The organism is Ectobacillus funiculus, assembly GCF_004138295.1.
Taxonomy (GTDB): Bacteria; Bacillota; Bacilli; order Bacillales; family Bacillaceae_G; genus Ectobacillus; species Ectobacillus funiculus.
Genome location: NZ_SCFM01000020.1, coordinates 67,776 through 90,196 on the forward strand (window position 1 = coordinate 67,776; position 22,421 = coordinate 90,196).

Below are 22,421 nucleotides of genomic sequence, written 5' to 3' on the forward strand. Positions count from 1 at the left end.
ACCCTATATCCAAAACCACGAAATCGCTTTCAGGAGGGAACATGTTGAAAAAACAATGTATTGCTATGCTTTTGGCTGGCGGAAGAGGAACAAGATTACAAGCATTAACGGATAACTTGGCAAAACCTGCGGTGCCCTTTGGCGGAAAATATCGAATCATTGATTTCACATTAAGCAATTGCAGGAACTCAGGCATTGATACAGTTGGAATATTGACCCAATATCACCCTCATGTTTTACAAAACTATATTGGAGACGGAAAAGAATGGGATCTGAGCAGAAGAGATGGCGGTGTAAGCATTCTTCCTCCGTACCAATGCGAGAACGGTGCACGTTGGTATGATGGCACTGCACATGCGATTTACCAAAATGCCCATTTTATCGAACAATATGACCCTGAGTACGTGCTTGTCATTTCTGGAGATCATATTTATAAAATGGATTACGATAATATGCTGCAGCAGCATATTCATTCATCAGCGGATGCTACTATTTCTGTCATCGAGGTTCCATGGAACGAAGCAAATAGATTCGGTATCATGGAGATTGATAAAGATACAAACCGAATCGTGAATTTTGAAGAAAAGCCAAAAAACCCTTCCTCCAATTTAGCCTCCATGGGAGTGTATATTTTTAACTGGAAAACTCTAAAACACTATTTAGAACAAGAAGAACAAAATGACGCTTCTTCCAAAGATTTTGGAAAAGACATTATACCTGCTATGCTACAGGACAAGCTTAACCTATTTGCTTATGAATTTAACGGGTATTGGAAGGATGTCGGAACCGTTGATAGCTTCTGGGAAGCAAATATGGATTTGCTTAAAAAAGAAACAAACGTTTTGTTAAATGACTCTGATTGGAAAGTATATACCGTTGAACAAACATACCCTCCCCAGTATCTTGATTATGATGCTACGGTAAAACAGTCCCTTATTAGTGAAGGCTGTGAAATCTACGGAACGGTTGAAAACTCTGTTCTTTTCAGCGGAGTAAAAGTGGGTAAAGGAACAGTGATAAAGGATTCTGTCATCTTACCGAATGCAGTAATTGGCGAGAATGCAATCATTGAAAAAGCGGTCGTTGGCCCTGGAATTTTTATAGGGGACCATGCTGTCGTTGCTTCTAAGGATTCGTTTAAAGGTATTACATTAGTAGGAGAGAACATCCAAGATCAGCCTAGTAAACCTGTGTTAACCAATGTTATTTAATAAATGTTAGAAGGATTGCCCCTTGGTATTCAAGGGGCAATCCTCTATGTATATTTTTTAGCGCCAACTGTCTACTGTTAAGCATGCAGCTTAATGTATTCCCTAGTGTCCCAAGCATTCTTATTAACTATAGCAGCCTCATCCCTCAGAAGATTACAGCTTCTAGGGTATCCGTGAAATTGTATCTCCTAGCTTTAAAAAGGAACAGCGATTGAAAATGAATTAAGCTTTCCTCCTCTTGCACCGTAATCTGTTTTAAGGTTTGCCGAACAGATAAAGAAGATCTCAACTCAGTCAAGCGCACCAGGCTCAGCAAAAATAACTAATCTTAATCATTCATTTTTCATGATATACAAAAAATATACACAATACTTCTTATATTTGATACATAAGGAGAGTGAACCAATGACGAAAACTTACGATATTATCATAATTGGGAGCGGCCATAATGCCCTGATTACGGCCGCCTACTTAACCCGTTCCGGTCGCAGCGTGTTAGTGTTGGAGAAGAATGATCGCCCAGGAGGTTTTTTACGTACGGAGGAGTTAACTGTACCAGGGTTTAAGCATGATGTATATGCCGCGGCCCATCCGCTCTTTTTGACAGGGCAGGCCTATGCGGATCTCGGAAAATCTTTAGAAGCTCGAGGGTTACGCTATGTAAATACCGATTTGCCTACCGGCGTTTCTATGGAGGATGGACAAACAGCGATACTCCCTCGATCGTTTGAGGATTTCGTTGCAGAAGCCGAACGATTATCTCCAAATGACGGAGCCGCGGTGATGCGAATGTTTGAAGAGTTTAATCCTTATGCTAACGATGTTTTCACGTTATTCAATCAAGATCTGTCCCGCCCTCCCGCAAACGAAATTATTACAAAACTGCTTCATGAAAGCGGACGTCCGGGCTATTCGGAATTTGCCGCTTCATTGTTCTCAACAGCGCGAAATGCTGTAAAACCCTTTCAATCTCCGGTGTTGCGAGCGATGCTCGCATCTTGGGTTACTCATCTGGGGCGTACGCCAGATGAAATTGGTAGCGGGATTTGGGTTCCGCTCACTACGATGGCACTGATGGGCGGCGGGATGCCGATACCGGAAGGCGGCAGTGAAATGTTAGCACAAACATTAGCGCAATTAGTGCAAGATCAAGGTGGAGTGATTCGTGTACAAACACATGTACAACGTATTATAGTGAAGAACAATCGAGCTGTTGGAGTGCAAACATCAGATGGCGACGAGTTTTACGCTACGCAGGCTGTAGTTGCCTCTACTACTCCCGACCAACTGTATCTTTCACTTTTGGCGGAAGCGGATATTAGTGCTCCTTTACGCAAGCAAGCAAAACAATATCGCTATGGGCGCGGCTGCGTACAAATTCATCTTGCGCTGAGTGAGCCGCCGCGATGGCCTGATGCACGTTTTTCCAAGGTTGGCCAACCGCATCTTACAGATGGATTGGATGGCTTTACACTGGCGATCGCGCAAGGAATGGCAGATCTCCTGCCGGCTAAACCAACATTCACTGTGGACTGCTCGACCAATCTTGATCCTACGCGGGCACCGGCTGGTAAAGCTGTCATGCGAATTCAAGTGCTAGAGGTACCGTGCCGTCCTCGCGGCGATGCTGCCGGTCAGATTGAAGTCGGTGATGGCACTTGGACTCCTGATCTTACCCAGCGCTTTACTGAACGTGTACTTTCGGTCGTGGGTAAGCATATTCCTAATATCCCAAGTGCCATTATTGGACAAGCCGTTGTCACACCTAAGACCATTGCGCAATATAATCCAAATGCAGGTCCGGGTGATCCATACGGCGGGGCCCATGATTTGTCACAGAGTTATTTGTTCCGTCCTCTTCCTGGACAACCGAGTCATCAAACAACGGTGTCCAACCTGTATATGGTAGGTGCAGCGACTTGGCCAGGACACGGAATTAATGGCGGCTCGGGATATATTGTTGCACAGCAGCTTTTATCATAAGCTGATTCGTAAATCTTTTTGTGTGCTAACTAGCTAACGGTATTACATCTTAATCATTTTCTCTTACACGATCCTCACTTGCTGAATTTTTCACTTGAAGTGAGGATCGTTCCTTGTCTAGATTACTCAACGGTTCCGACACTCTTCACTGTAGTTTTAACAGATACATCAAACTTCAAGTGGGGATAAATTTGTTTCCACTCTGCGTATGTATCCCTTGTGTGCAGGTGGGTTGCCTGATAGCGAAGACCAAACCCTAAGGGGTCTACCTGGTGTTTCTGAAGCATTTTCAAGAAAGCAGTAAGTCGCTTTTTGGATAATTCACTTGCATATTTACTATAGGTATCCATGTTACTAGGTGGAAGGCGATCTTTGGATTCCTCGACAATCCCTTCCATTTTAATGTCCATCTTCAGGACCGGTGTTTTGTTGGCCGGGGTTAAAATTTTATACTTTACCTTCACCGTATCTACAGACAATGCAAAGTCTAATCCCTTCTTTTTAACCTTCACATCTACCTTTTCAGCATTTCCAGAAAGTGTATTATAATCTTTTGTCTGATCAGCTGTTAACTCCACCTTTTCTTTATGATTTTTAAATACAACCGCTTTGTTGATAATAAACTTCGTTTTTTTCTTATTTGTCTCAATGATAGGTACAATTGCATCCATGCCCGGTTCTAACAATCTTCTTCTAAAATCAAATAGGTAGGTTGTTATAATATATCCGCTTTCTGTTCCGATTCCAGAAAAAATATTAAATAAGGCATTAGAGCCTGCCATTTCTGAGGAAGGTTCTGTTTTCAGTACCTTTTCCGCTGTCGGTCTGCCAATAGCCATCCATGAAATAAATTGAATATCCCTTCTTCTCAGGAAAAAATCAATATCTTTTTCCATATCTCGATGAAGCAAATTTTCACCTAACACAATCATTTTGGCCTGACCAAAATCTAATTCCTTATCAATATGTGTCTTCAAAATACGTACAGCCTCCGCTAAGGTTGCTGATTCCTTTGTTAAATATGTATAGCGTGGGCCTGTAGAATCTTTAGCTGTACCAGATGGAATGGCTAATTTTAAAATAACACGATAGGGTTTTGTGTCGTTTTTTGTATAGTCAAGGCCGATCGCCACAATAAAGATACGTTTATCAATATCCTTAAACCCGCAGCCTGCTGATAAAATAACAGAGCACAGCATGACCATGACAAGGAAAAGGATCTTTCCTCTTTTCAAGAATACCTTCATGTTTTTGCTCTCCTTTTTATAACCCAAAGCATTATCAGAACAACTATAAAGAAGAATGGTAATATGTTAAAAAAACCTATTGTATATGTGGTAACGTCCTGTTCCGTTACATATGGGACTATTATCAAACTGATAAACCAAAACAAACTAACAAACAGATAAGGTGTCAGATTACGCCCCTTCCATTGGAATCGTTTCAACCAAAACAAACTTTTTAAAAGTTCTACTGTCACATGCCAGTGAATTAAAATGCTAAGAAAGGAAATTGCCAAATACAAAACTAAGAAAATGAATAGAACTCGCTCGACGAAACCAAATTCAATCCGCATCGAATCACTTGTAAGAATCCAAGGATAAACTAGTCTGTCAATCTGATCAAATCCATTGTATCCAATAGGAATAAAATACGTGGTAGCTAGGTTACCCCCCGCAACAAAGAGTGTAATTCCTAATTGAAGCCAGCTCATCTTCTGTTTTTTCGTGAATACACGATTGAAAATAATTAAGTTAGCTGCACCTAAAAATACATATGAGCATGCAGAAAATGCAGAATAATCGGGAATATGATATATATACATAACTGACTTTTTCACAAAGTCCCATTTCATCCCTTCACCCGTATACGCCTTTATCATGATTAAAAATACCAAGGGAATGTTAAAAACCACAATTGCTTCAATCGTATATAATACACTTTTAGTATTCATTAACACACCGAATGAAATAAAACATAGAAAAATGCAAATAATCCATGTGACCGGCATGTCTGGCGTCAAAAATCGTTTCAATAAGAAGGAATAGGTAATGAGCGTCACAAGTCCTGCTAAAAACCATGCAGCTATAAGATACAAAATAAATGGGATATATATCCATTTAGAGATGTATTCCTTTAGCAATTCAGGTAGTCCCTTACCAGGAAATGAATGAAAAAATCTTGCCATTATATATATAAATGCACAACCAAGAAACAAGGCAAGAACCATAGAAGCAATGGCTCCCCTTGCTCTAGCCTCAATTAAAATTCTCGGGACGGATGCGACAATATTGGCAATCATATTTACAATTACTAAGTAATAAAAATATCGATTCACCTCTACATCCCTCTATTTTCATCAGGTTTTTTCTGAAGAAACAGCTTAAAATACGGTTCTCCAAAGCTGTTCATATGTGTCAAATACATAATGAATCCAATAAACGATAATATCAGCCCTGCGATTCCAGAAACAGACGCAAAGAACAATAGCAAGTATTTTGTCACTCGTATCGCGAAGCTCATCTCATTTATGGGAATGGCAAAGTTCGAAATGGCTACCGCGGATACAATAATAATCATAATATTAGATGCTAAGGCCGCCTCTGTTGCAGCAGTACCTAAAATCAAGCCGCCAACGGTTGTAGCTGTTCCGCTTATCGATTTGGGCAGCCGAATGCTTGCTTCAATTAACAATTCCATGATAAGCAGCAGAAATAATACTTCTAAATAGGAAGGATACGGAACACCGACACGGCTCCCTGCTACTGACAGCGCAAGCTGCACCCGAAATATCTCCGGATTAAAGGAAGTAACCGCGACATATGTTCCCGGTAAAATCAAGCTAATTAACAACCCTGTATAACGTAATATCTTTGTGGATTTCGTAATCCAATAGGAACGATAGTTATCCTCCATTGAATTCATAAAATCATAAAAAACACTAGGTGCCATAATCGCAAACGGGTTGCCGTCTAACAATAGAATAACTTTTCCGCCTGTTAGGTTATAAATAATTCGATCTGTCCGTTCTGTAACCATCATAGTAGGAAAGAGAGAATACTTCTTTCCGTTCATCATGCGCCCTAATTCCCCAGTGGATTGAATAATAGGTTCTCCCAATTTCTCTATTCTTTTTTTTATATCGTCGAGAACTGCTTGATTGACAAGCTCTCGATCATATAAAACAGCAAGTGATTGATGAGACTTCGTTCCTACTTCAAACATTTCTATCGAGAGGGAAGGTTGATGATAACGTTGCCGAATTAAGTTCAAATTTGTTTGTATATCCTCACTTAATGAGGTTTGCGGCCCCTGAATGGTCGTTTCAACAGAAGTTTGTAATACGCTATTCGAGTTTACCTTCTTAATATCGAACATAAGCAGACTGCCTCGAATCATGACCACAAGACTTCCTTTTGTCAGCTCCAAAAGAACCTGCTCTCTTGATGTAATCTCCTGTTGATTAGGAAGTGAATGCAAGTATGCATCAAAATGCTGCTCGGTAGGCATTTCAAAGAAAGGCTTAATGATATTTTGTTGAAGCTGCATACCATCCACTACTGTTTTGACAAACAAAAGCACAGCGGTTTTTTCATCAACTTGCAGCTTTTTATGGGTCATATCAAAACAGCTTTTCAATTGTTCAGTTAGCCAACACATGGTTTGAGTTGCATTTAACATCCTTTCACCTGCATTTTCTTGTATTTAGATTTCATCCATTCCCCCATCATAGCTTTCATTTTTGTTCCCCATTTCTTAAATAATTATGCTAACTTTTGCGACAGACAAGTCCTACAATGGATACTCACATCATCTTTCCTTTGTCTATCTGCAAGCTCTTAATGTATAAACTTCCTACATATGTCATTTTTTATTCAAGCGAGCCTATTGTACGAATTTTTGCACACTCTGATCTAAATAGATCCTTTTGATTCCCCAGCTTTTTTCCTCAGCCTATCCTATCTGATTGCAAAACAAAAAGGAGTAGACTCTCTACTCCTTTTTGTTTAATGAATTGATTTTACATATTAGGAATTTGAGAAACTAAACAGCTTCTCAAGCTGACGAACGATTTCATCGTTGTCCGCGTCAACAACTTCCTGATATTGTGGTTTATCGAATAATGCACTAATTTGTTCAGGGAATGTTTGCTCAATATCGCAGCGTTCAATTGATTCATTGAATTTTGCCGGATGAGCTGTTGCGAGCGTTACGCAAACCTCATTCGGTTCATTACATGTTTCATATGCAGCAACACCGCATGCAGTATGCGGATCAAGTAAATACTTGGATTCCGCATAGTATTTGCTGATTGTTTGCAAGCATTCTTCACCTGCTACTCCATGCGCTGCGAAATCCTTTTTCACTTGGCGAAGCTGCTCTTCATTCACGACAATTTTGCCTTCGGACTTAAATTGATCCATTAAAGCAGAAGCTGCGCTTGGATTTTCATCAAGCAAATAGTATAGATAACGCTCGAAATTGCTTGCTACTTGGATGTCCATAGAAGGGCTGTATGTGCTGCGGAATTCACCAGGCTGGTACACTCCATCTTGAATAAAGCGTTCTAGAATATTATTTTCGTTCGTTGCCACAATAAGCTTACCAACTGGAAGACCCATTTTTTTCGCAAGGTAGCCGGCAAAGATATCTCCAAAATTACCAGTCGGAACACTGAAGTTTACTTTCTGTTCTCCTGTCTCTTTCGTTACTTGGAAGTAGGCATAGAAATAGTAAACTGTTTGAGCTAAAATACGAACAAAGTTAATGGAATTAATTGCGCGCAGATGATATTTGTTTTTGAAATCTACATCAGCGAACAATTCCTTGATGATTCTTTGGCCATCGTCAAACGTTCCTCTGATTGCTAAGTTCAAGACATTCTCGTCATGTACAGTTGTCATTTGTAATTCTTGCACCTTACTTACTTTTCCATGCGGATGCAAAATACAAATGCGAATGCCTTCTTTTCCTCTTACGCCTTCAATAGCTGATGCACCTGTATCACCTGAAGTAGCGCCAAGAATATGAATTGTTTCACCTGTTTTCTTTGAGACATAGGAATATAAGTTTCCTAAGAATTGTAGGGCAATATCCTTAAACGCAAAGGTTGGGCCGTGGAACAGCTCCAGTACGTACATATTGTCCTTCACCTTTTGAACAGGAGTTACCTCTGGGTGGCGGAAAGTTGCATAGCTTTTCTCGATTAATTCCTTTAGCTCGTTGCCTGGAATCTCACCATCAACATAATAGGAAAAGATTTCGTATGCTAATTCCTGATACGTAAGCTGAGACATTGCTTGCAGCTTTTCTGCAGGGATTTGCGGAATTTTTTCTGGAACTAAAAGACCTCCATCATTCGCTAATCCCATTAAGACTGTATCAATAAAACCAATTTCACTTACATTTCCTCTTGTGCTAACAAAGTTCATAGTTATCCTCCAAGTAAAATTTAAATGTATTACTATCGTTACCTAAAATTAGATGTAAGTCAATATAATCAATATGGTAAATAGAGAAAAATTCAAAATTTTTAAACTGCTAAGGTCATATTTCCATTATTTACATCAATTTTGGTCGCCTCATTACTCATAAGAGTGTTGAAATTCAAACGGGCAATTCCTTCTTCATTTTATAATTATACTATAATATTCAATGCTAGGAACCAATTCATATAAAATAAAAAGCAGTTTTGATAAGGTTAAGAATCTTATATAATTTTTATTGCATCATAATTTTAACTGTGAGTATGCACTATGTTATTTTTCACACAAAATAGCAGAGAACAAAAAGTTAACTATCTGCTGCATCAAAGGAGAATGAATATGGAAAAGGTGAATTTTTGTCTTTCATGCGGACAAAGATTAGAAGTAAGAAGTATAGGGGGAGAAAATCGGAAAGCTTGCCCAAGCTGTGAATTTGTCCATTGGGGAGATTACAGCATCGGGGTAGGAGCTTGTGTATTTAAAGATGGAAAGGTATTACTAATAAGACGAGCGCAAAACCCTGGAAAAGGAAGATGGACTATACCTGGGGGCTATATTGAACAGTTCGAGCATATTGAGAAGACGATTGAAAGAGAAGTTGAGGAAGAAACAGGGATACACGCAAAAACACAAAGAATGATTGCCCTATGTGACTTGCCGCGAGAAATCCACAATGTGTATATTGTGTTCTCAATGGATTATATCGATGGGGAGCCTCAAGCAGACGGGGTAGAAGTAGATGGTGCAGGCTTCTTTAGCTGGGAAGAAATGCAGGAAATGAATGTTGCTCCTTTAACGTCATGGATTGTCAATGGTGCCTTGCATAACAAGAGCTCGAATGGATTAGTGATCGATCAAAAGCCGATTGTACAGCTAGACAGGTACGGATTGTTTCATTCCGTTTAAGAAAGCTTCCCTACAAGCAATCAAACTGCAATTGTTCCTAAAATTTCCTCCTGCGTCGAATTCACTTCTAGCTGGAAATTTATTCTTCCTTAAAATGTAAGAAAATCTCTAAGGATACTTCCTTAGGGATTTTTGTGTAGAAAATAGCGTTTAGAATTTCATCACAAACTTAACCTCCAAAGCAAGTCCTGCCGCTACAATTATTGGTTCCCCGCTAGTCGAATCCATAACGATCTATAACATAAGCTCTTGTAAATGATCCTTTAAGATTTCTCTAATTTTAAAATACTGGTGTGTTAGGCTAGCTTCTTAAATATTTATAAATAGCGAAGTAATAAAAGCATTTTTGCTATGGAATTATATTTTTTCTTTTTCCCCTATTCGCTAATAAAAATAGGAAAAAAAGAAAAAAGCTACAGTAACAGGATCTTTATAAAATGAAGATCATTCCCATACGAGTACGAATGAAGCAATAGTCAGCTGGAGCATAACTACCTTCAATCGCTGCCACCTAGGAGGAACATACCATGAACAACAGGTTGAACAAAATGATCAGTTTGAGTATGATTGCCATTTTGCTGCTGATTATTAATACGAACGTCACAGCTGCAAATGGAACAGATCAGTCCCCAAAACTAGTAAATGAAGCTTCTATCGAAAAGGTACTAAAAGCTATGACACTGGATGAAAAAGCTCATCTCGTTATTGGGGCAGGTTACCCAGGACCAAATGGGATAGCTGGTGCCACCTATGCAATCCCGCGTTTAGGCATCCCGTCCATTACTCTTTCGGATGGTCCCGCGGGCGTGAGAATCGGTGGTTTGTTTGCTGGTGCTGCCCCGCGATATGCAACTGCATTCCCTATTCCCTCATCGCTGTCTGCAACATGGGATACAGAGCAAGCTGCAAAGGTTGCAAAAGCTATGGGGAAAGAATCTAGAGAGTATGGAATTGATATTCTATTAGCACCTGCTGTTAATATTCAGCGTGACCCTTTAGGCGGAAGAAACTTTGAATACTACTCTGAAGATCCTTTCTTAGCTGGCACTATCGCTACAGCGTTTATCACTGGGGTTCAATCCGTTGGCGTCGGCACATCTATTAAGCACTTTGCTGTTAATAATCAGGAAACAAACCGAACAACAATGAATGCGGTTCTATCCGAACGGGCATTGAGGGAGATTTATCTTCCTGCTTTTGAAATGGCGGTCAAGCAAGTAAAGCCGTGGACAGTAATGAGTGCGTATAATGCGGTGAATGGTACGTTTGCTACTCAGAACAAATATCTTTTGACAAATATTCTAAGGAATGAATGGGACTTTGATGGATTTGTAATGTCAGATTGGTGGGCTGTAAAGGATCCTTTTGCTGCTTTGGCGGCCGGAAATGATTTAATCATGCCAGGCGCATACAATGGGCCTTTGCCTATGCCTCCTTTGATTAAAGATGTGTACGACCAGGCATCAGCATCTTCGCCAAGTGCCATTAAAGCCGCAGTGCAAAATGGTACTCTTAGTAAAAGGGCTCTTGATGAGTGCGTTCGCAATCTTTTGAGGATTATTGTTAAGACACCTACATTCAAGGGTGAATATAAAAATGTAGATTATAACCATAAAACGTCCCTGACGAAACAGGTCGCTGAAGAAGGTGCTCGGATAGATAGAGAAGCGGCTGCTGAAGGAATGGTTCTGCTGAAAAATGAAAATCATACCTTGCCGTTCAAGGGAATCCACACAATTGCGGTAGCGGGCCAAAACGCAGTTGTAGACCTTGCCCATAACAAACTAGGAATCATCATTGGCGGAGGCGGAAGCTCTCAAGTAAATGTGGAACCTAAGGATGTTGTTTCACTTATACAAGGATTACAAAACGCCAATTATACAGTAGTCAGCTCTATGGATGGAAACAAGCTGGTAGAGGGCTTACGCGCAGGTGATGCTGTTTACTTGGCGCAACATACAGATATCGGTTTAGTTTCAATAGGAAGAGCATCAACAGAAGGTGCAGATCGATCTGATATGGATATGAGGCCAGAAGAAGTGCAGCTCATAAAAGATTTGTCCAATGCCTATCATGCTGAAGGTAAAAAGTTAGTTGTTATCTTAAATATAGGTGCACCTATAGAGGTTGCGAGCTGGAGAGACTATGCGGACGCGATTCTGCTAGCCTGGCAGCCTGGACAAGAGGGAGGAAACGCAATCGCTGACGTCCTATCAGGGAAAACCAATCCTTCTGGAAAGCTTCCTGCAACCTTTCCATTACAGTACAGTGATGTTCCTTCCTACGGTAATTTTCCTGGTGATATTGCCGCCAACACAGTTCTTTATGCTGAAGGAATCTATGTTGGCTATCGTTACTACGATACAAAAGATATACAACCTGCGTATGCATTCGGTCACGGTCTTTCTTATACAAACTTTATGTACAAGAATCTTACTTTAAATTCCGCTCAGATGGACCTTAATCAGAATCAGCCAATCGTTGTATCAGTAGATGTTTCAAACACAGGGAACGTATCCGGCAAAGAAGTTGTCCAGCTTTATATTCGTAATAAGCAGACAACAATTGAAAGACCTTACAAAGAACTGAAAGGCTTCGAAAAGATTGCATTACAACCAGGGCAGACCAAAACAGTAACATTCACAGTAGATAAAAGAGCTATTTCGGCTTATGACGAAACGCTGAAGGACTGGGTTTCTAAAGCGGGCTTATTTCAAGTTCTCGTTGGAAGCTCTTCACGGGATATTAGGCAGCAAGGCGAATTTAGAGCGATCAGAAATGATACGCGGGCAAAATAACATTATTATCACCGTCTAACGTTAAGAAAAGCGGACAAGGCCCGCCTTTTATGGCAGCGTAGGGGTAGGCCGGAGTAAAAGTCGCTTTTTGCCTTTTGCGGAGGTTCAGCCCGGAGTCTGCCATTTTGAGCCTTGGGAGCTAGACATCCCCCCGAAAAGCTATCCTTTCTTACAGTGTAAAAAGAACAAGGGAGCAGGCCTACAGCCTCTCCCCTTATCTTATACCCATTCTGTATGGAATGTACCTTCTTTATCAATCCGTTTATACGTATGTGCCCCGAAATAATCCCGCTGCGCTTGCAGTAAGTTTGCAGGCAGGGTTGCCGTACGATAGCTATCATAATAGGATAAAGCTGCTGAAAAAGCAGGAACTGGGATTCCTTGCTGTGCAGCTATTGCGATAATTTCTCGCAGCCCGCCCTGATAAGAACCTACAATTTCTGTAAAGTATGGGTCAAGCAGAAGGTTTGGTAAACTCGCATTACAGTCATACGCTTCCTTAATATTTTGTAAAAAGCCTGCACGTATAATGCATCCGCCTCTCCACAGCATGGCGATACTTCCTAAATCAAGGTTCCAATCATATGTTTCTGAAGCATCCTTCAATTGAGTAAGCCCTTGAGCATACGAACAAATTTTACTCATATATAAAGCCTGGCGTACCGCTTCAATCAATTGTTCCTTTTTAATTGCAAGTGCTGCTTTTCCTGTAGGACCAGATAATACCTCGCTTGCATACACCCGCTCTTCTTTTACTGCAGACATATAACGCGCAAAGACGGATTCTGTAATAATCGGAAGCGCGGCACCTAAGTCAAGTGCATTTTGACTTGTCCATTTTCCTGTTCCTTTTTGTTCTGCCGTATCCAAAATCAAATCTACTAAAGGCTTACCTGTTTCTTTATCCCTCTTTGTGAAAATGTCAGCTGTAATCTCAATGAGATAGCTTTCCAGCTCACCTTGATTCCACTCTGTAAAGATTTCATGAAACTCCGCTGCGCTTAAATCTAGGGTTTGTTTTAAGAAAAAGTACGCTTCGCAAATTAACTGCATATCTCCATACTCAATCCCGTTATGAACCATTTTTACATAGTGGCCTGCACCATCTGGCCCTACATAGGCACAGCATGGCTCGCCATCTACCTTTGCAGAAATGCCCTCAAGCATCTCCTTCACATGTTCATATGCTTCCTTCTGCCCCCCTGGCATAATTGACGGTCCCTTTAATGCGCCCTCCTGTCCACCGGAAACACCTGCACCGATAAAATGGATACCTTTTTCAGCAAGACGTTTGTTTCTACGAACTGTATCGACAAAATACGTATTGCCGCCATCAATTAAAATATCTCCTTTATCTAGGTAAGGAAATAAGGAATCAATTGCTTTGTCTGTAATTTCTCCTGCATTTACCATAAGGAGGATTTTACGAGGGGACTCAAGGGAGTTGATGAAATCTTCAATGTTATGAGTGCCGATAAGGTTTTTATCATGATGTTCCTGGATGATTTCATTTACTTTTTCTTCTGAAATATCATAGAGAGCAACGGAATGCCCCTTACTCTCAAAATTTAGTGCAAGGCTTTTTCCCATTACGCCTACACCTACGACTCCAATTTGTTGCTTCGGCATATATAATCCTTCCTTCTGATAGCTCGATTTAAATTTTCTTATCGTTAGAAATATAGGAGAGCGTTAGTACTGCACGCAGAACCTAACGCTCTCTGAAGAATAGTGAGATGGTTTCTCTTAATTTTTAGGAACTGCCAGCCAATCAGCAGCAAATTTTTCTATACCCTGATCTGTTAGCGGATGCTTAGAAATTTGCTCAATTACCGTATAAGGAATTGTTGCAATATGAGCACCTGCCATGGCTACGCGAGTCACATGATCTGGATGACGAACAGACGCGGCAATAATTTGTGTATCAAAATTATGAATACGGAATAGTTCAGCTACCTTTGACACTAGTTGTACGCCGTCCTCAGAAATATCATCTAAACGGCCTAAGAATGGAGATACATACGTTGCCCCTGCACGAGCTGCCAACAATGCTTGATTCACTGTAAAGATAAGGGTAACGTTCGTTTTCACACCTTTATCTGCCAGATAACGACAAGCCTCCAAACCAGCTAATGTCATAGGAAGCTTGATTGTAACCTTGTCATCCCCACCGTTAATTTTAATCAGCTCTTCAGCTTGTGCGATCATTTCATCAGCAGTGATCGCATCTGGCGTTACCTCAGCTGATACAGACTCCACACGTGGAACTGCTTGGCAGATTTCTGCAATGCGATCTTCAAATTTAACGCCTTCTTTAGCTACTAAGGAAGGGTTTGTCGTTACCCCAGCTAGCACTCCTAGCTTATATGCCTTTTTGATGTCTTCTAGGTTTGCAGTATCGATAAAAAATTTCATAATCCATTTCCCCCATTTTATGAATGTAGTACACTTTTTGCAGTTTGAAGTAGACCTTTTGCAGTTTGAACAACATTTGCTGTTGTAAAGCCAAACAGCTCCATAACTTCAGCCCCTGTTCCAGAAGCACCGAATGTTTCGATAGATAAGATTTTCCCTTCGAATCCTACATAGCGTTCCCAGCCAAGGGAGATTCCCATCTCAAGTGCTACACGCTTCGTAACAGCCGCTGACAGAACAAGCTCCTTGTACTCTTTTGATTGACGATCGAACAGTTCCCAGCTTGGCATAGCTACAACACGAACGGATACATCCTCTTTTTCCAGTTCAGCTTTCGCATTCACAGCCAGGGACACTTCTGAACCCGTCGCAATCAAGATCACGTCTGGATGTTCATCCGTTTGTGTTAGTACATAGGCCCCTTTAGAAAGATTCTCCAGATTCGCTTCTGTCTCATGGAACACAGGCAGGTTTTGACGGCTCAATACTAAAGCAACCGGACCATCTGTTTGCTGCAGAGCATACGCCCAAGCACTCGCTGTTTCATTTGCGTCTGATGGACGAATCACTGTAAGGCCAGGAATCGCACGAAGAGCTGCCAGTTGTTCGATTGGCTCATGAGTTGGACCATCTTCTCCAACTGCAATCGAATCGTGAGTAAAGACATACGTAACCGGCAGCTTTTGCAGGGCTGCTAGACGAATAGACGGTCTAAGATAATCATTGAACACAAAGAAGGTACTTACAAAAGGCTTCACCCCGCCATGAAGAGCCATTCCATTGCCAGCCGCTCCCATCGCGTGCTCACGAACACCAAAGTACACATTACGTCCACCAAAGGATTCTACTGCGTATGCTGCTTCTCCCTTGATATCGGTCATAGTAGAGTGGGAAAGGTCTGCGCTTCCTCCAAAGATAGAAGGAATCGATTTTACAAAGTGATTCATCGCCTCTCCGCTCGCTACACGAGTGGAAATAGATTTTTCTGTATCAAACGTCAAAATATCTTTCGCTTCGATAAGAACCTCCCCTGTAATAGCTTGTTCTAGTTCATTCGCTAATGCAGGATACGCTTCTCGATATGAATGGAACAATTCCTTCCATTGCTCTTCTTTGCCGATCCCTCTTTGTTTTAGTTCTTCAAAATGGGCTTGTACTTCTTCTGGCACAAAGAAATTCTCTTCATAGTGCCAGCCGTACGCTTGCTTTGTTGCTTTCGCTTCTTCTGCTCCAAGCGGATTCCCATGTGCCTTGTTTGTTCCGGCAACTTTTGGGCTGCCGTAGCCGATAATCGTTCTAATTTCGATCAAGGTTGGCTGATCCGGATTTTGTTTCGCTAATTCAATTGCTTTTGCAATATCCGCGACATTATTTCCATCTTCTACACGCAAATATTGCCAATGAGCAGATTCAGCTCGCTTTTGAATATCTTCTGAAAAGGAAAGGTTTAAGGAACCGTCCAAGGAGATGTCGTTTGAATCATATAAAGCAATTAATTTTCCGAGTTTCATATGACCAGCCATCGACATAGCTTCATAAGTGACACCTTCCATTAAATCGCCATCACCCACTAACGCATATGTATAATGGTCAATCACAGGAAATCCAGCTTGATTAAATTTCGCAGCCAAATGCGCTTCAGCCATCGCCATCCCGACCGCATTCGCAATCCCTTGTCCTAAAGGACCAGTTGTTGCTTCAACACCATCTGTATGACCAAACTCCGGATGACCTGGTGTTTTACTGTTTAATTTTCGGAAGCTTTTTAAATCGTCTAGGGATACATCATAGCCAGCCAAGTGAAGCAAACTATATAACAAGCTGGAACCATGGCCTGCCGAAAGAACAAATCGGTCTCGGTTAAACCATTTTGCATTTGCAGGGTTATGATCCAGATGATGCGCCCATAATGCATACGCCATGGGAGCAGCCCCCATCGGAAGGCCCGGATGGCCGGAATTAGCCTGATTAATAGCGTCAATTGATAAAGTGCGAATTGTATTGATAGCTAATGTTTCAATGTTATGACTCATAGTGTTTTCCTCCTGACATCTCTCAAACTGTGAGTTAGTGTGTACCATTCACGTACAGGTAACCGTTTGCAGCAAAAACAATACCGAAGAGTGGTTCAGGAATTTCTTCTGTCTTCTAAATAGCTCTAATTCCAACACTCTTCTGAAAAATTTTTTCTTCCATGTTTCAAATCATACAAAAAAAATTTCCTAATTACAAGATTAAAGAAAAAAATTTTTTCTAATTATTGTTTTCATCGAAATTTATTTCTCGCCTGTACTTTATGTTATACTTGCTATAGTAACCTTACAGAAGGGAAGTTTCTTATGACAGGGAATTGTTTAGGAAAAATACGTTCCTATTACCCAAGATTGAGCGAAAAGGAAAAGAAGATTGCTGGGTATATTCTAGAGAATCCAGAAAAAATAATTCATAGTACCATTAATACAGTAGCTGAGGACTTAAGCGTTGCAGAGGCGACCGTCTTTCGTTTTTGTAAACGCATAGGCTTTAAAGGCTATCAAGCGATGAAAATTGCATTGGCATCAGAAGTGATGAATCCTATTCAGCAGATTCATGAAGAAATTAGTGAACAGGACAATGAAAAAACAGTGGCTGAAAAAATATTTAAATCCAATATCAGAACACTAGAAAATACATTACAAATCTTAGATAGCAACTCTCTCAAAAAGGCGATAGAGCTTATTCTTCATGCCAATCGGATAGAGTTTTATGGAACAGGCGGCTCAGCGGTCATTGCAATGGATGCTTATCACAAGTTTCTACGGGCGGGAATAAAAGCCTTTGTCTTCTCCGATTCGCATTTTCAATTAATGTCTGCCTCCCAATTAACAGAAAATGATGTTGCTGTTGTCATTTCTCACTCTGGCACAAACAAGGATACACTTCGTATCTTACAAACAGCGAATGAAAATGGTGCTAAAACAATTGGAATTACAAGTTTTCCAAAATCTCCAATCAGTCAAAATGTAGATGTTGCCCTGTATACAACCTCGGAGGAAACGGAGTATCGATCCGAAGCATTAGCTTCACGAATTGGCCAACTATGCCTAATCGATGCCCTATATATAAACATCGCGATTTTAAATAAAGAGAATGCCAAAAAATCACTCGAGAGAATACGAAATGCTATTTCAGAAACCAGAATATAATAGTAATAATTTGTAAAGCAAAACGCCTCTCCCTTCCCTAAGCTATTGATGCAATCAGAAAAGGTGAGCTCTTCTATAAAAGGAGCTCACCTTTTCTGATTCATTAGACAAATACATTAAGTACTAGAATAAATATAAATGCTGCTACAGATATAATTGTTTCTAAAGCTGTCCATGTTAGCAATGTTTCTTTTACAGTCATTCCAAAATATTCTTTGATCATCCAGAATCCAGAATCATTTACATGAGAAAGAATAAGTGATCCTGCACCTGTCGCTAACACAAGAAGCTCTAGGTTTGTACCAGGCATCGCAGCTGCAATAGGAGAAACGATACCAGCTGCCGTCATCATCGAAACAGTTGCAGAACCTGTTGCCACACGAATCATTGCAGCAATACCCCAGCCTAATACAATTGGTGAAACATGTGATTGTTGTGCTAACTCAGCGATATATTGGCCAATCCCTGAATCCAGTAACACTTTGTTAAATGCTCCACCCGCTCCGATAACTAAAAGAATAGTAGCTGTTGGAGCTAAGCAGTCGTTCGTAAATTTTAAAACAGTATCACGGTTTAAGCCACGAAAGAACCCTAAGCTAAAGAAAGAGTAAACGGTTGCAATTAAAAGAGCAACAACTGGGTCTCCTAAAAATTTAAATACTTTAAATGCTGCGCTATCCTTTGCCAAGGATAATTCAGCGATAGAAGCAGCTAACATTAAAATAACCGGTACGAGAACTGTAAATACTGTATTGAAAAAGCCTGGAAGTTCCTTTGCTTCTTTATGCTCTGTAAGCTGTTCACCGATTTCTTTTGGGATTTCTTTATGAATGCGCTTTCCGATCCATTTTCCGTAAAGCGGACCTGCAAGAATTGCAGTTGGAAGACCTACAATAATAGAGTACAAGATTGTTAAACCTACATCAGCTTTAAAAATGCCTACTGCAGCCATTGCAGCCGGGTGTGGCGGCACAAGTCCATGAACTACTGAAAGACCTGCTACTAACGGAACCCCTATCGTTACTAATGAAACTCCTGTTTGACGTGCAATTGTAAATACTAATGGAACTAAAAGAACAAAGCCTACTTGGAAAAATACAGGTATACCAACGATAAATGCTACAAACATCATCGCCCAATGAACGTTCTTTTGTCCAAAGCGAGCAATCAATGTTTGTGCAATACGCTCAGCCCCGCCAGACTCTGCCATCATCTTTCCAAGCATTGTTCCAAGTGCAAGAACAATAGCGAGGAATCCTAGCGTATTTCCCATACCTGCTTTAAGAGAATCGATAATACCAGGAACCTTTGTTGGATCAGGTGATATAAGCGGCATGCCTGTGGCAAGACCTACACCAATAGCAGTAATAATAAGAGCAACAAATGGATTGAGCTTTGCCCAAGTAATAAGCAGCAAAAGAGCAACAATCGCTGCTAAGACGATGAGTAATAACATGATGAATCCTCCTTTAATTCTATGAAGCGTTTTCTTGTAACCACTTTCATTTCTTGAGTTGATTATAAAGAAAAAAATTTTTTTAATCAATACATTTAAGAAAAAAATTTTTATTTTAATGAAATCAAATGTAGTCCTATACTTTCCTACAGTGCGATAAAAAAACGCTAGGTTACCTTTGTAGCCTAGCGTTTTACAGAGACCAGAAAGAAAAAAATTTCTTTTCAAGGATTTGTTTTATATGCTTTGCGGGACGGACAGTACTATTTGAAGTTAGATGAGGATTAGCTGATTAAAGACATTGTGGACATAAAATGATACAGCTTACATTCTATTTTTACATTTTAAGAACAAAGTGTAAGTGCAACTACGCCTCTGTCTTTGCCCAAGAGCCGGGCTCGCCAATCGGCGAGTTTTCTTTATTTTATATAAGCATCTACAACCTGGGCTACATAATCATCAAGTCCTGATTTGGCTAAAATGACAATGGACTGCGACTGCTCCTGATCTCCTAAAATTGTAGCGCTATATGCCTGTGCCTCGTTTTGATCAAATCTTTTATCGCGACTTACCATCAATTTATCTCCGTTTGCTACTCCATACTCCTCTAATATTCCCTTCACTCGTTGTTCCAAGTCTCCGGTTGGGCATTCCAATATTTTGATTCGCTGAACTGCATCCTCTAGAATTGCCATATACTTATCCTCCTAATTATACTTGTCCATTTTCCGAATTGACTTGCAAGGCACAGCTCTGATTCTTACCGTTATTCTACACACCGAACTAGCGCCTTGAACACATCACCATATGTTAATTTATACAGATCTTTACTTCTTATTCCTATATGAACTAGACTTTTATGATATAAGTCAAAACCACCGGTATAGTTGCATTCATACCTTGTCTCGAAAATTTTCTGATTGCATCGAACCCGCTTTTGTATAGAAATGTATATCTAAAGCGTAAAAAAACCATCTTTGAAAGATGGTATGTTACATATTTTTAATTCTCCCACTCTCAATGTCTCTATACATAGAAAACATTATCATTCTTTACTTACGCTTTTATAAACTTCTATTTGCGGGTAATATAATCTGCAGTATGAAAAGCTAAGGCAATTGTGGTAAGTGTTGGGTTGGCAGCACCGCTATGAGGCAATACACTATTATCTGCGACAAATAGACCTGAAATATTATGCACCTGTCCGTACTTATTTGTAACCGATGTTTCAGGGTCCTCTCCCATTCGACAGGTACCCATTTCATGATAATCAAGTCCTGGAGGGCGCAGACAAATCTCCGTTCCTGGCTGGATACTCACTCTCATGCCTTGTAACGCTTGCTTCATTTTTTCTTGAATATAGTTAATCAATTCAAGATCCTTTTGGCTGTAGGAAAAATTAACATTTATTTTTGGTATTCCAAAAATATCACGTTTCATAGGATGCAAGGTTACCTTATTTTCATAACGGGATTCAACCCTACCAAAGCCTTGTAAATAAACAGGTATTTTTTCACGCAATGGCACTTGTCTTTCGTGATAAAAGAAGGATCCCCCTCTTCCATACATTTGAAGCTGATAAGGAACTTCTGCAGTTTGTGGGACTAGAATGCCGAGATTTCCTAAATTTTCTGGAAACTCGAAACGGTTTAACTCTCCATTTACCTCTAAGAAGGAATGGTTTACTAAGTAATGACCAATCGCTTTCCCCTCTATTCCTGAATTCAGTAGAATTCTAGGAGTTTCAAGGGCACTAGTTGATAAAATAACATTTTTCGCCCGTATGATATAGGCTTTCCCGCCCCAGGTTAACACCTTTACTCCTGTCACTCTGTTATTTTCAACAATAACCTGAACAGCGCGGGAATAGATCGATAAATCAAAGGGATGTATATTGAGGGATTTCGCCAAGAATGAGATGGAGCTAAAAAAAACATCCGAATGAACTTTTCCGAATTTTGCTTGTGAAACATCTGTTGCAATCGGAACATGCATAGCCTGTGGGAACCCACTTTTGTGAAGACGATCAATGATAATCTCAGTTAGCAAGGAATCCTCTGTAAACTCCTGAGTAACCTTTAAAACTTCCTCAGCTTTATTATAGTATTCAAGCAAATCCTCAAAAGAAATTGGCCAATCCTTAAATTCTGCTTCATTCATTCTTGGACAAACTGCTGACCAAAATAGCGTTCTTCCTCCTAATGCAAATACCAGTCTTGCCCCAGGGAATTCCGGAAGCTCCCAACCTATAGGTGTAGAGATATTAGGGCTTAAAAAATATTGTTGAAAGCGTTCTACTTCTAAGGTAGGAACATTTTGTGCATGCGTTGGTAATAATAGCCCTCCTGCTTCGATCATTCCAACTTTTTTTCCTTTATTCTGCCACTGTTCACATAAACGATACAGAGCAGCACTTCCCCCAGCTCCGCTCCCTACTACCAGAGCGTCATACTCCTCTACTGCCATTTTTTCAAGAGGAGTAAGGGGAATCCAATGATTTAAATATGAAGCAGGCATTTCCGGATAACATACTGGAGGTGTTTGAGGAGATGTTAGCTGTACAGGAATCCGCACTTCCATATCAGTGATTTCTTGGTCTGGAAATTCAATGTGGGAATTAGCATCTAACAATGCTTGAAGCTCTATATGATACTGATCGGCCAGCGTTCTTAATGTATCATTTTTTTGAGCGATTATAATTTCCAGCATGCTCACCACGCTTTGCGTTATTTTCTTTTTTAATATTTACTGCCTTTTTGTTAGATATATAACTTTTTCATACGGAAATGTTTGAAGACTGTATAGAAGTTAAAATCTACGCTGTTTACCGCTAAAGAAAACTCGCTGATTGGCGAGCCCTGCTCTTGGGCGAAGACAGAGGCGTAGTTGCCCTTATACTTTATTCCTAAAATTTCTTAGAGTGTAAAGAAACAAAAACAATCCTGTTTTGGGCTGCTTGTTTACATAGAATTTGTTCTCGG

The 22,421-nt window shown here is 40.3% G+C and carries 15 protein-coding genes; 5 read left to right on the forward strand and 10 right to left on the reverse strand.

Going from position 1 to position 22,421, the window contains the following annotated elements:
* Window positions 1-41 precede the first annotated feature (41 nt).
* Together EP737_RS14995 and EP737_RS15000 are read left to right on the forward strand one after the other, a co-directional pair.
* Complete coding sequence (locus tag EP737_RS14995; protein WP_129728787.1) at window positions 42-1,211, forward strand: glucose-1-phosphate adenylyltransferase; 1,170 nt, start codon at window positions 42-44, stop codon at window positions 1,209-1,211.
* A 405-nt stretch (window positions 1,212-1,616) separates the two neighbouring features.
* On the forward strand, window positions 1,617-3,194 hold the full coding sequence (locus tag EP737_RS15000; protein WP_129728788.1) for a phytoene desaturase family protein: 1,578 nt from the start codon (window positions 1,617-1,619) through the stop codon (window positions 3,192-3,194).
* A 122-nt stretch (window positions 3,195-3,316) separates the two neighbouring features.
* On the opposite strand, the gene EP737_RS15005 is transcribed toward EP737_RS15000, so the two are convergent.
* The 4 genes from EP737_RS15005 to thrC form a co-directional block, all read right to left on the reverse strand.
* Complete coding sequence (locus tag EP737_RS15005) at window positions 3,317-4,441, reverse strand: Ger(x)C family spore germination protein (RefSeq protein ID WP_129728789.1); 1,125 nt, start codon at window positions 4,439-4,441, stop codon at window positions 3,317-3,319.
* A complete protein-coding gene (locus EP737_RS15010; RefSeq protein WP_129728790.1) occupies window positions 4,438-5,532 on the reverse strand; it encodes a GerAB/ArcD/ProY family transporter in 1,095 nt (364 codons plus the stop codon). The genes EP737_RS15005 and EP737_RS15010 overlap by 4 nt, the downstream gene beginning before the upstream one ends.
* A 2-nt stretch (window positions 5,533-5,534) precedes the next feature.
* Complete coding sequence (locus tag EP737_RS15015; RefSeq protein ID WP_129728791.1) at window positions 5,535-6,875, reverse strand: spore germination protein; 1,341 nt, start codon at window positions 6,873-6,875, stop codon at window positions 5,535-5,537.
* Window positions 6,876-7,222: 347 nt separating this feature from the next.
* The gene (gene thrC / locus EP737_RS15020) at window positions 7,223-8,626 is read right to left on the reverse strand and encodes a threonine synthase (protein WP_129728792.1); all 1,404 of its coding nucleotides are present in this window, start codon (window positions 8,624-8,626) and stop codon (window positions 7,223-7,225) included.
* 393 nt (window positions 8,627-9,019) lie between these two features.
* Between thrC and EP737_RS15025 the strand changes: the two genes are divergently transcribed.
* The gene (locus tag EP737_RS15025; protein WP_129728793.1) at window positions 9,020-9,586 is read left to right on the forward strand and encodes an NUDIX hydrolase; all 567 of its coding nucleotides are present in this window, start codon (window positions 9,020-9,022) and stop codon (window positions 9,584-9,586) included.
* A 527-nt stretch (window positions 9,587-10,113) separates the two neighbouring features.
* A complete protein-coding gene (locus EP737_RS15030) occupies window positions 10,114-12,384 on the forward strand; it encodes a beta-glucosidase family protein (RefSeq protein WP_246040269.1) in 2,271 nt (756 codons plus the stop codon).
* Window positions 12,385-12,603: 219 nt separating this feature from the next.
* Here the strand turns inward: EP737_RS15030 and gndA are convergent, their stop codons facing one another.
* The 3 genes from gndA to tkt form a co-directional block, all read right to left on the reverse strand.
* A complete protein-coding gene (gene gndA / locus EP737_RS15035) occupies window positions 12,604-14,013 on the reverse strand; it encodes an NADP-dependent phosphogluconate dehydrogenase (RefSeq protein ID WP_129728794.1) in 1,410 nt (469 codons plus the stop codon).
* 117 nt (window positions 14,014-14,130) lie between these two features.
* Window positions 14,131-14,799: a fructose-6-phosphate aldolase gene (gene fsa / locus EP737_RS15040; protein WP_129728795.1), complete on the reverse strand. Its 669-nt coding sequence runs from the start codon at window positions 14,797-14,799 to the stop codon at window positions 14,131-14,133.
* Window positions 14,800-14,816: 17 nt separating this feature from the next.
* Window positions 14,817-16,832: a transketolase gene (tkt, locus tag EP737_RS15045; protein WP_129728796.1), complete on the reverse strand. Its 2,016-nt coding sequence runs from the start codon at window positions 16,830-16,832 to the stop codon at window positions 14,817-14,819.
* A gap of 306 nt (window positions 16,833-17,138) precedes the next feature.
* Between tkt and EP737_RS15050 the strand changes: the two genes are divergently transcribed.
* Window positions 17,139-17,984, forward strand: coding sequence for a MurR/RpiR family transcriptional regulator (locus EP737_RS15050; RefSeq protein WP_129728797.1), 846 nt, complete (start codon window positions 17,139-17,141; stop codon window positions 17,982-17,984).
* Window positions 17,985-18,087: 103 nt separating this feature from the next.
* On the opposite strand, the gene EP737_RS15055 is transcribed toward EP737_RS15050, so the two are convergent.
* The 3 genes from EP737_RS15055 to EP737_RS15065 all read right to left on the reverse strand — a co-directional run bounded on the left by EP737_RS15055 (window position 18,088) and on the right by EP737_RS15065 (window position 22,149).
* Window positions 18,088-19,440, reverse strand: a complete 1,353-nt coding sequence (locus tag EP737_RS15055; protein WP_129728798.1) for a GntP family permease — start codon at window positions 19,438-19,440, stop codon at window positions 18,088-18,090.
* Window positions 19,441-19,859: 419 nt separating this feature from the next.
* A complete protein-coding gene (locus EP737_RS15060; RefSeq protein ID WP_129728799.1) occupies window positions 19,860-20,135 on the reverse strand; it encodes a hypothetical protein in 276 nt (91 codons plus the stop codon).
* A 379-nt stretch (window positions 20,136-20,514) separates the two neighbouring features.
* Window positions 20,515-22,149 carry a GMC oxidoreductase gene (locus tag EP737_RS15065; protein WP_165350813.1) on the reverse strand — a complete coding sequence of 545 codons (1,635 nt, stop codon included), beginning with the start codon at window positions 22,147-22,149 and terminating at the stop codon, window positions 20,515-20,517.
* Window positions 22,150-22,421: the final 272 nt, after the last annotated feature.

What these genes read in the sequence shown, in the direction of transcription:
- EP737_RS15050 (WP_129728797.1), top strand. Translation starts at nt 17,139, where the DNA reads ATGACAGGGAATTGTTTAGGAAAAATACGTTCCTATTACCCAAGATTG.
- EP737_RS15055 (WP_129728798.1), bottom strand. Translation starts at nt 19,440, where the DNA reads ATGTTATTACTCATCGTCTTAGCAGCGATTGTTGCTCTTTTGCTGCTT.
- EP737_RS15000 (WP_129728788.1), top strand. Translation starts at nt 1,617, where the DNA reads ATGACGAAAACTTACGATATTATCATAATTGGGAGCGGCCATAATGCC.
- EP737_RS15060 (WP_129728799.1), bottom strand. Translation starts at nt 20,135, where the DNA reads ATGGCAATTCTAGAGGATGCAGTTCAGCGAATCAAAATATTGGAATGC.
- EP737_RS15015 (WP_129728791.1), bottom strand. Translation starts at nt 6,875, where the DNA reads ATGTTAAATGCAACTCAAACCATGTGTTGGCTAACTGAACAATTGAAA.
- tkt (WP_129728796.1), bottom strand. Translation starts at nt 16,832, where the DNA reads ATGAGTCATAACATTGAAACATTAGCTATCAATACAATTCGCACTTTA.
- EP737_RS15005 (WP_129728789.1), bottom strand. Translation starts at nt 4,441, where the DNA reads ATGAAGGTATTCTTGAAAAGAGGAAAGATCCTTTTCCTTGTCATGGTC.
- EP737_RS14995 (WP_129728787.1), top strand. Translation starts at nt 42, where the DNA reads ATGTTGAAAAAACAATGTATTGCTATGCTTTTGGCTGGCGGAAGAGGA.
- gndA (WP_129728794.1), bottom strand. Translation starts at nt 14,013, where the DNA reads ATGCCGAAGCAACAAATTGGAGTCGTAGGTGTAGGCGTAATGGGAAAA.
- EP737_RS15025 (WP_129728793.1), top strand. Translation starts at nt 9,020, where the DNA reads ATGGAAAAGGTGAATTTTTGTCTTTCATGCGGACAAAGATTAGAAGTA.
- EP737_RS15030 (WP_246040269.1), top strand. Translation starts at nt 10,114, where the DNA reads ATGAACAACAGGTTGAACAAAATGATCAGTTTGAGTATGATTGCCATT.
- fsa (WP_129728795.1), bottom strand. Translation starts at nt 14,799, where the DNA reads ATGAAATTTTTTATCGATACTGCAAACCTAGAAGACATCAAAAAGGCA.
- EP737_RS15065 (WP_165350813.1), bottom strand. Translation starts at nt 22,149, where the DNA reads ATGCTGGAAATTATAATCGCTCAAAAAAATGATACATTAAGAACGCTG.
- thrC (WP_129728792.1), bottom strand. Translation starts at nt 8,626, where the DNA reads ATGAACTTTGTTAGCACAAGAGGAAATGTAAGTGAAATTGGTTTTATT.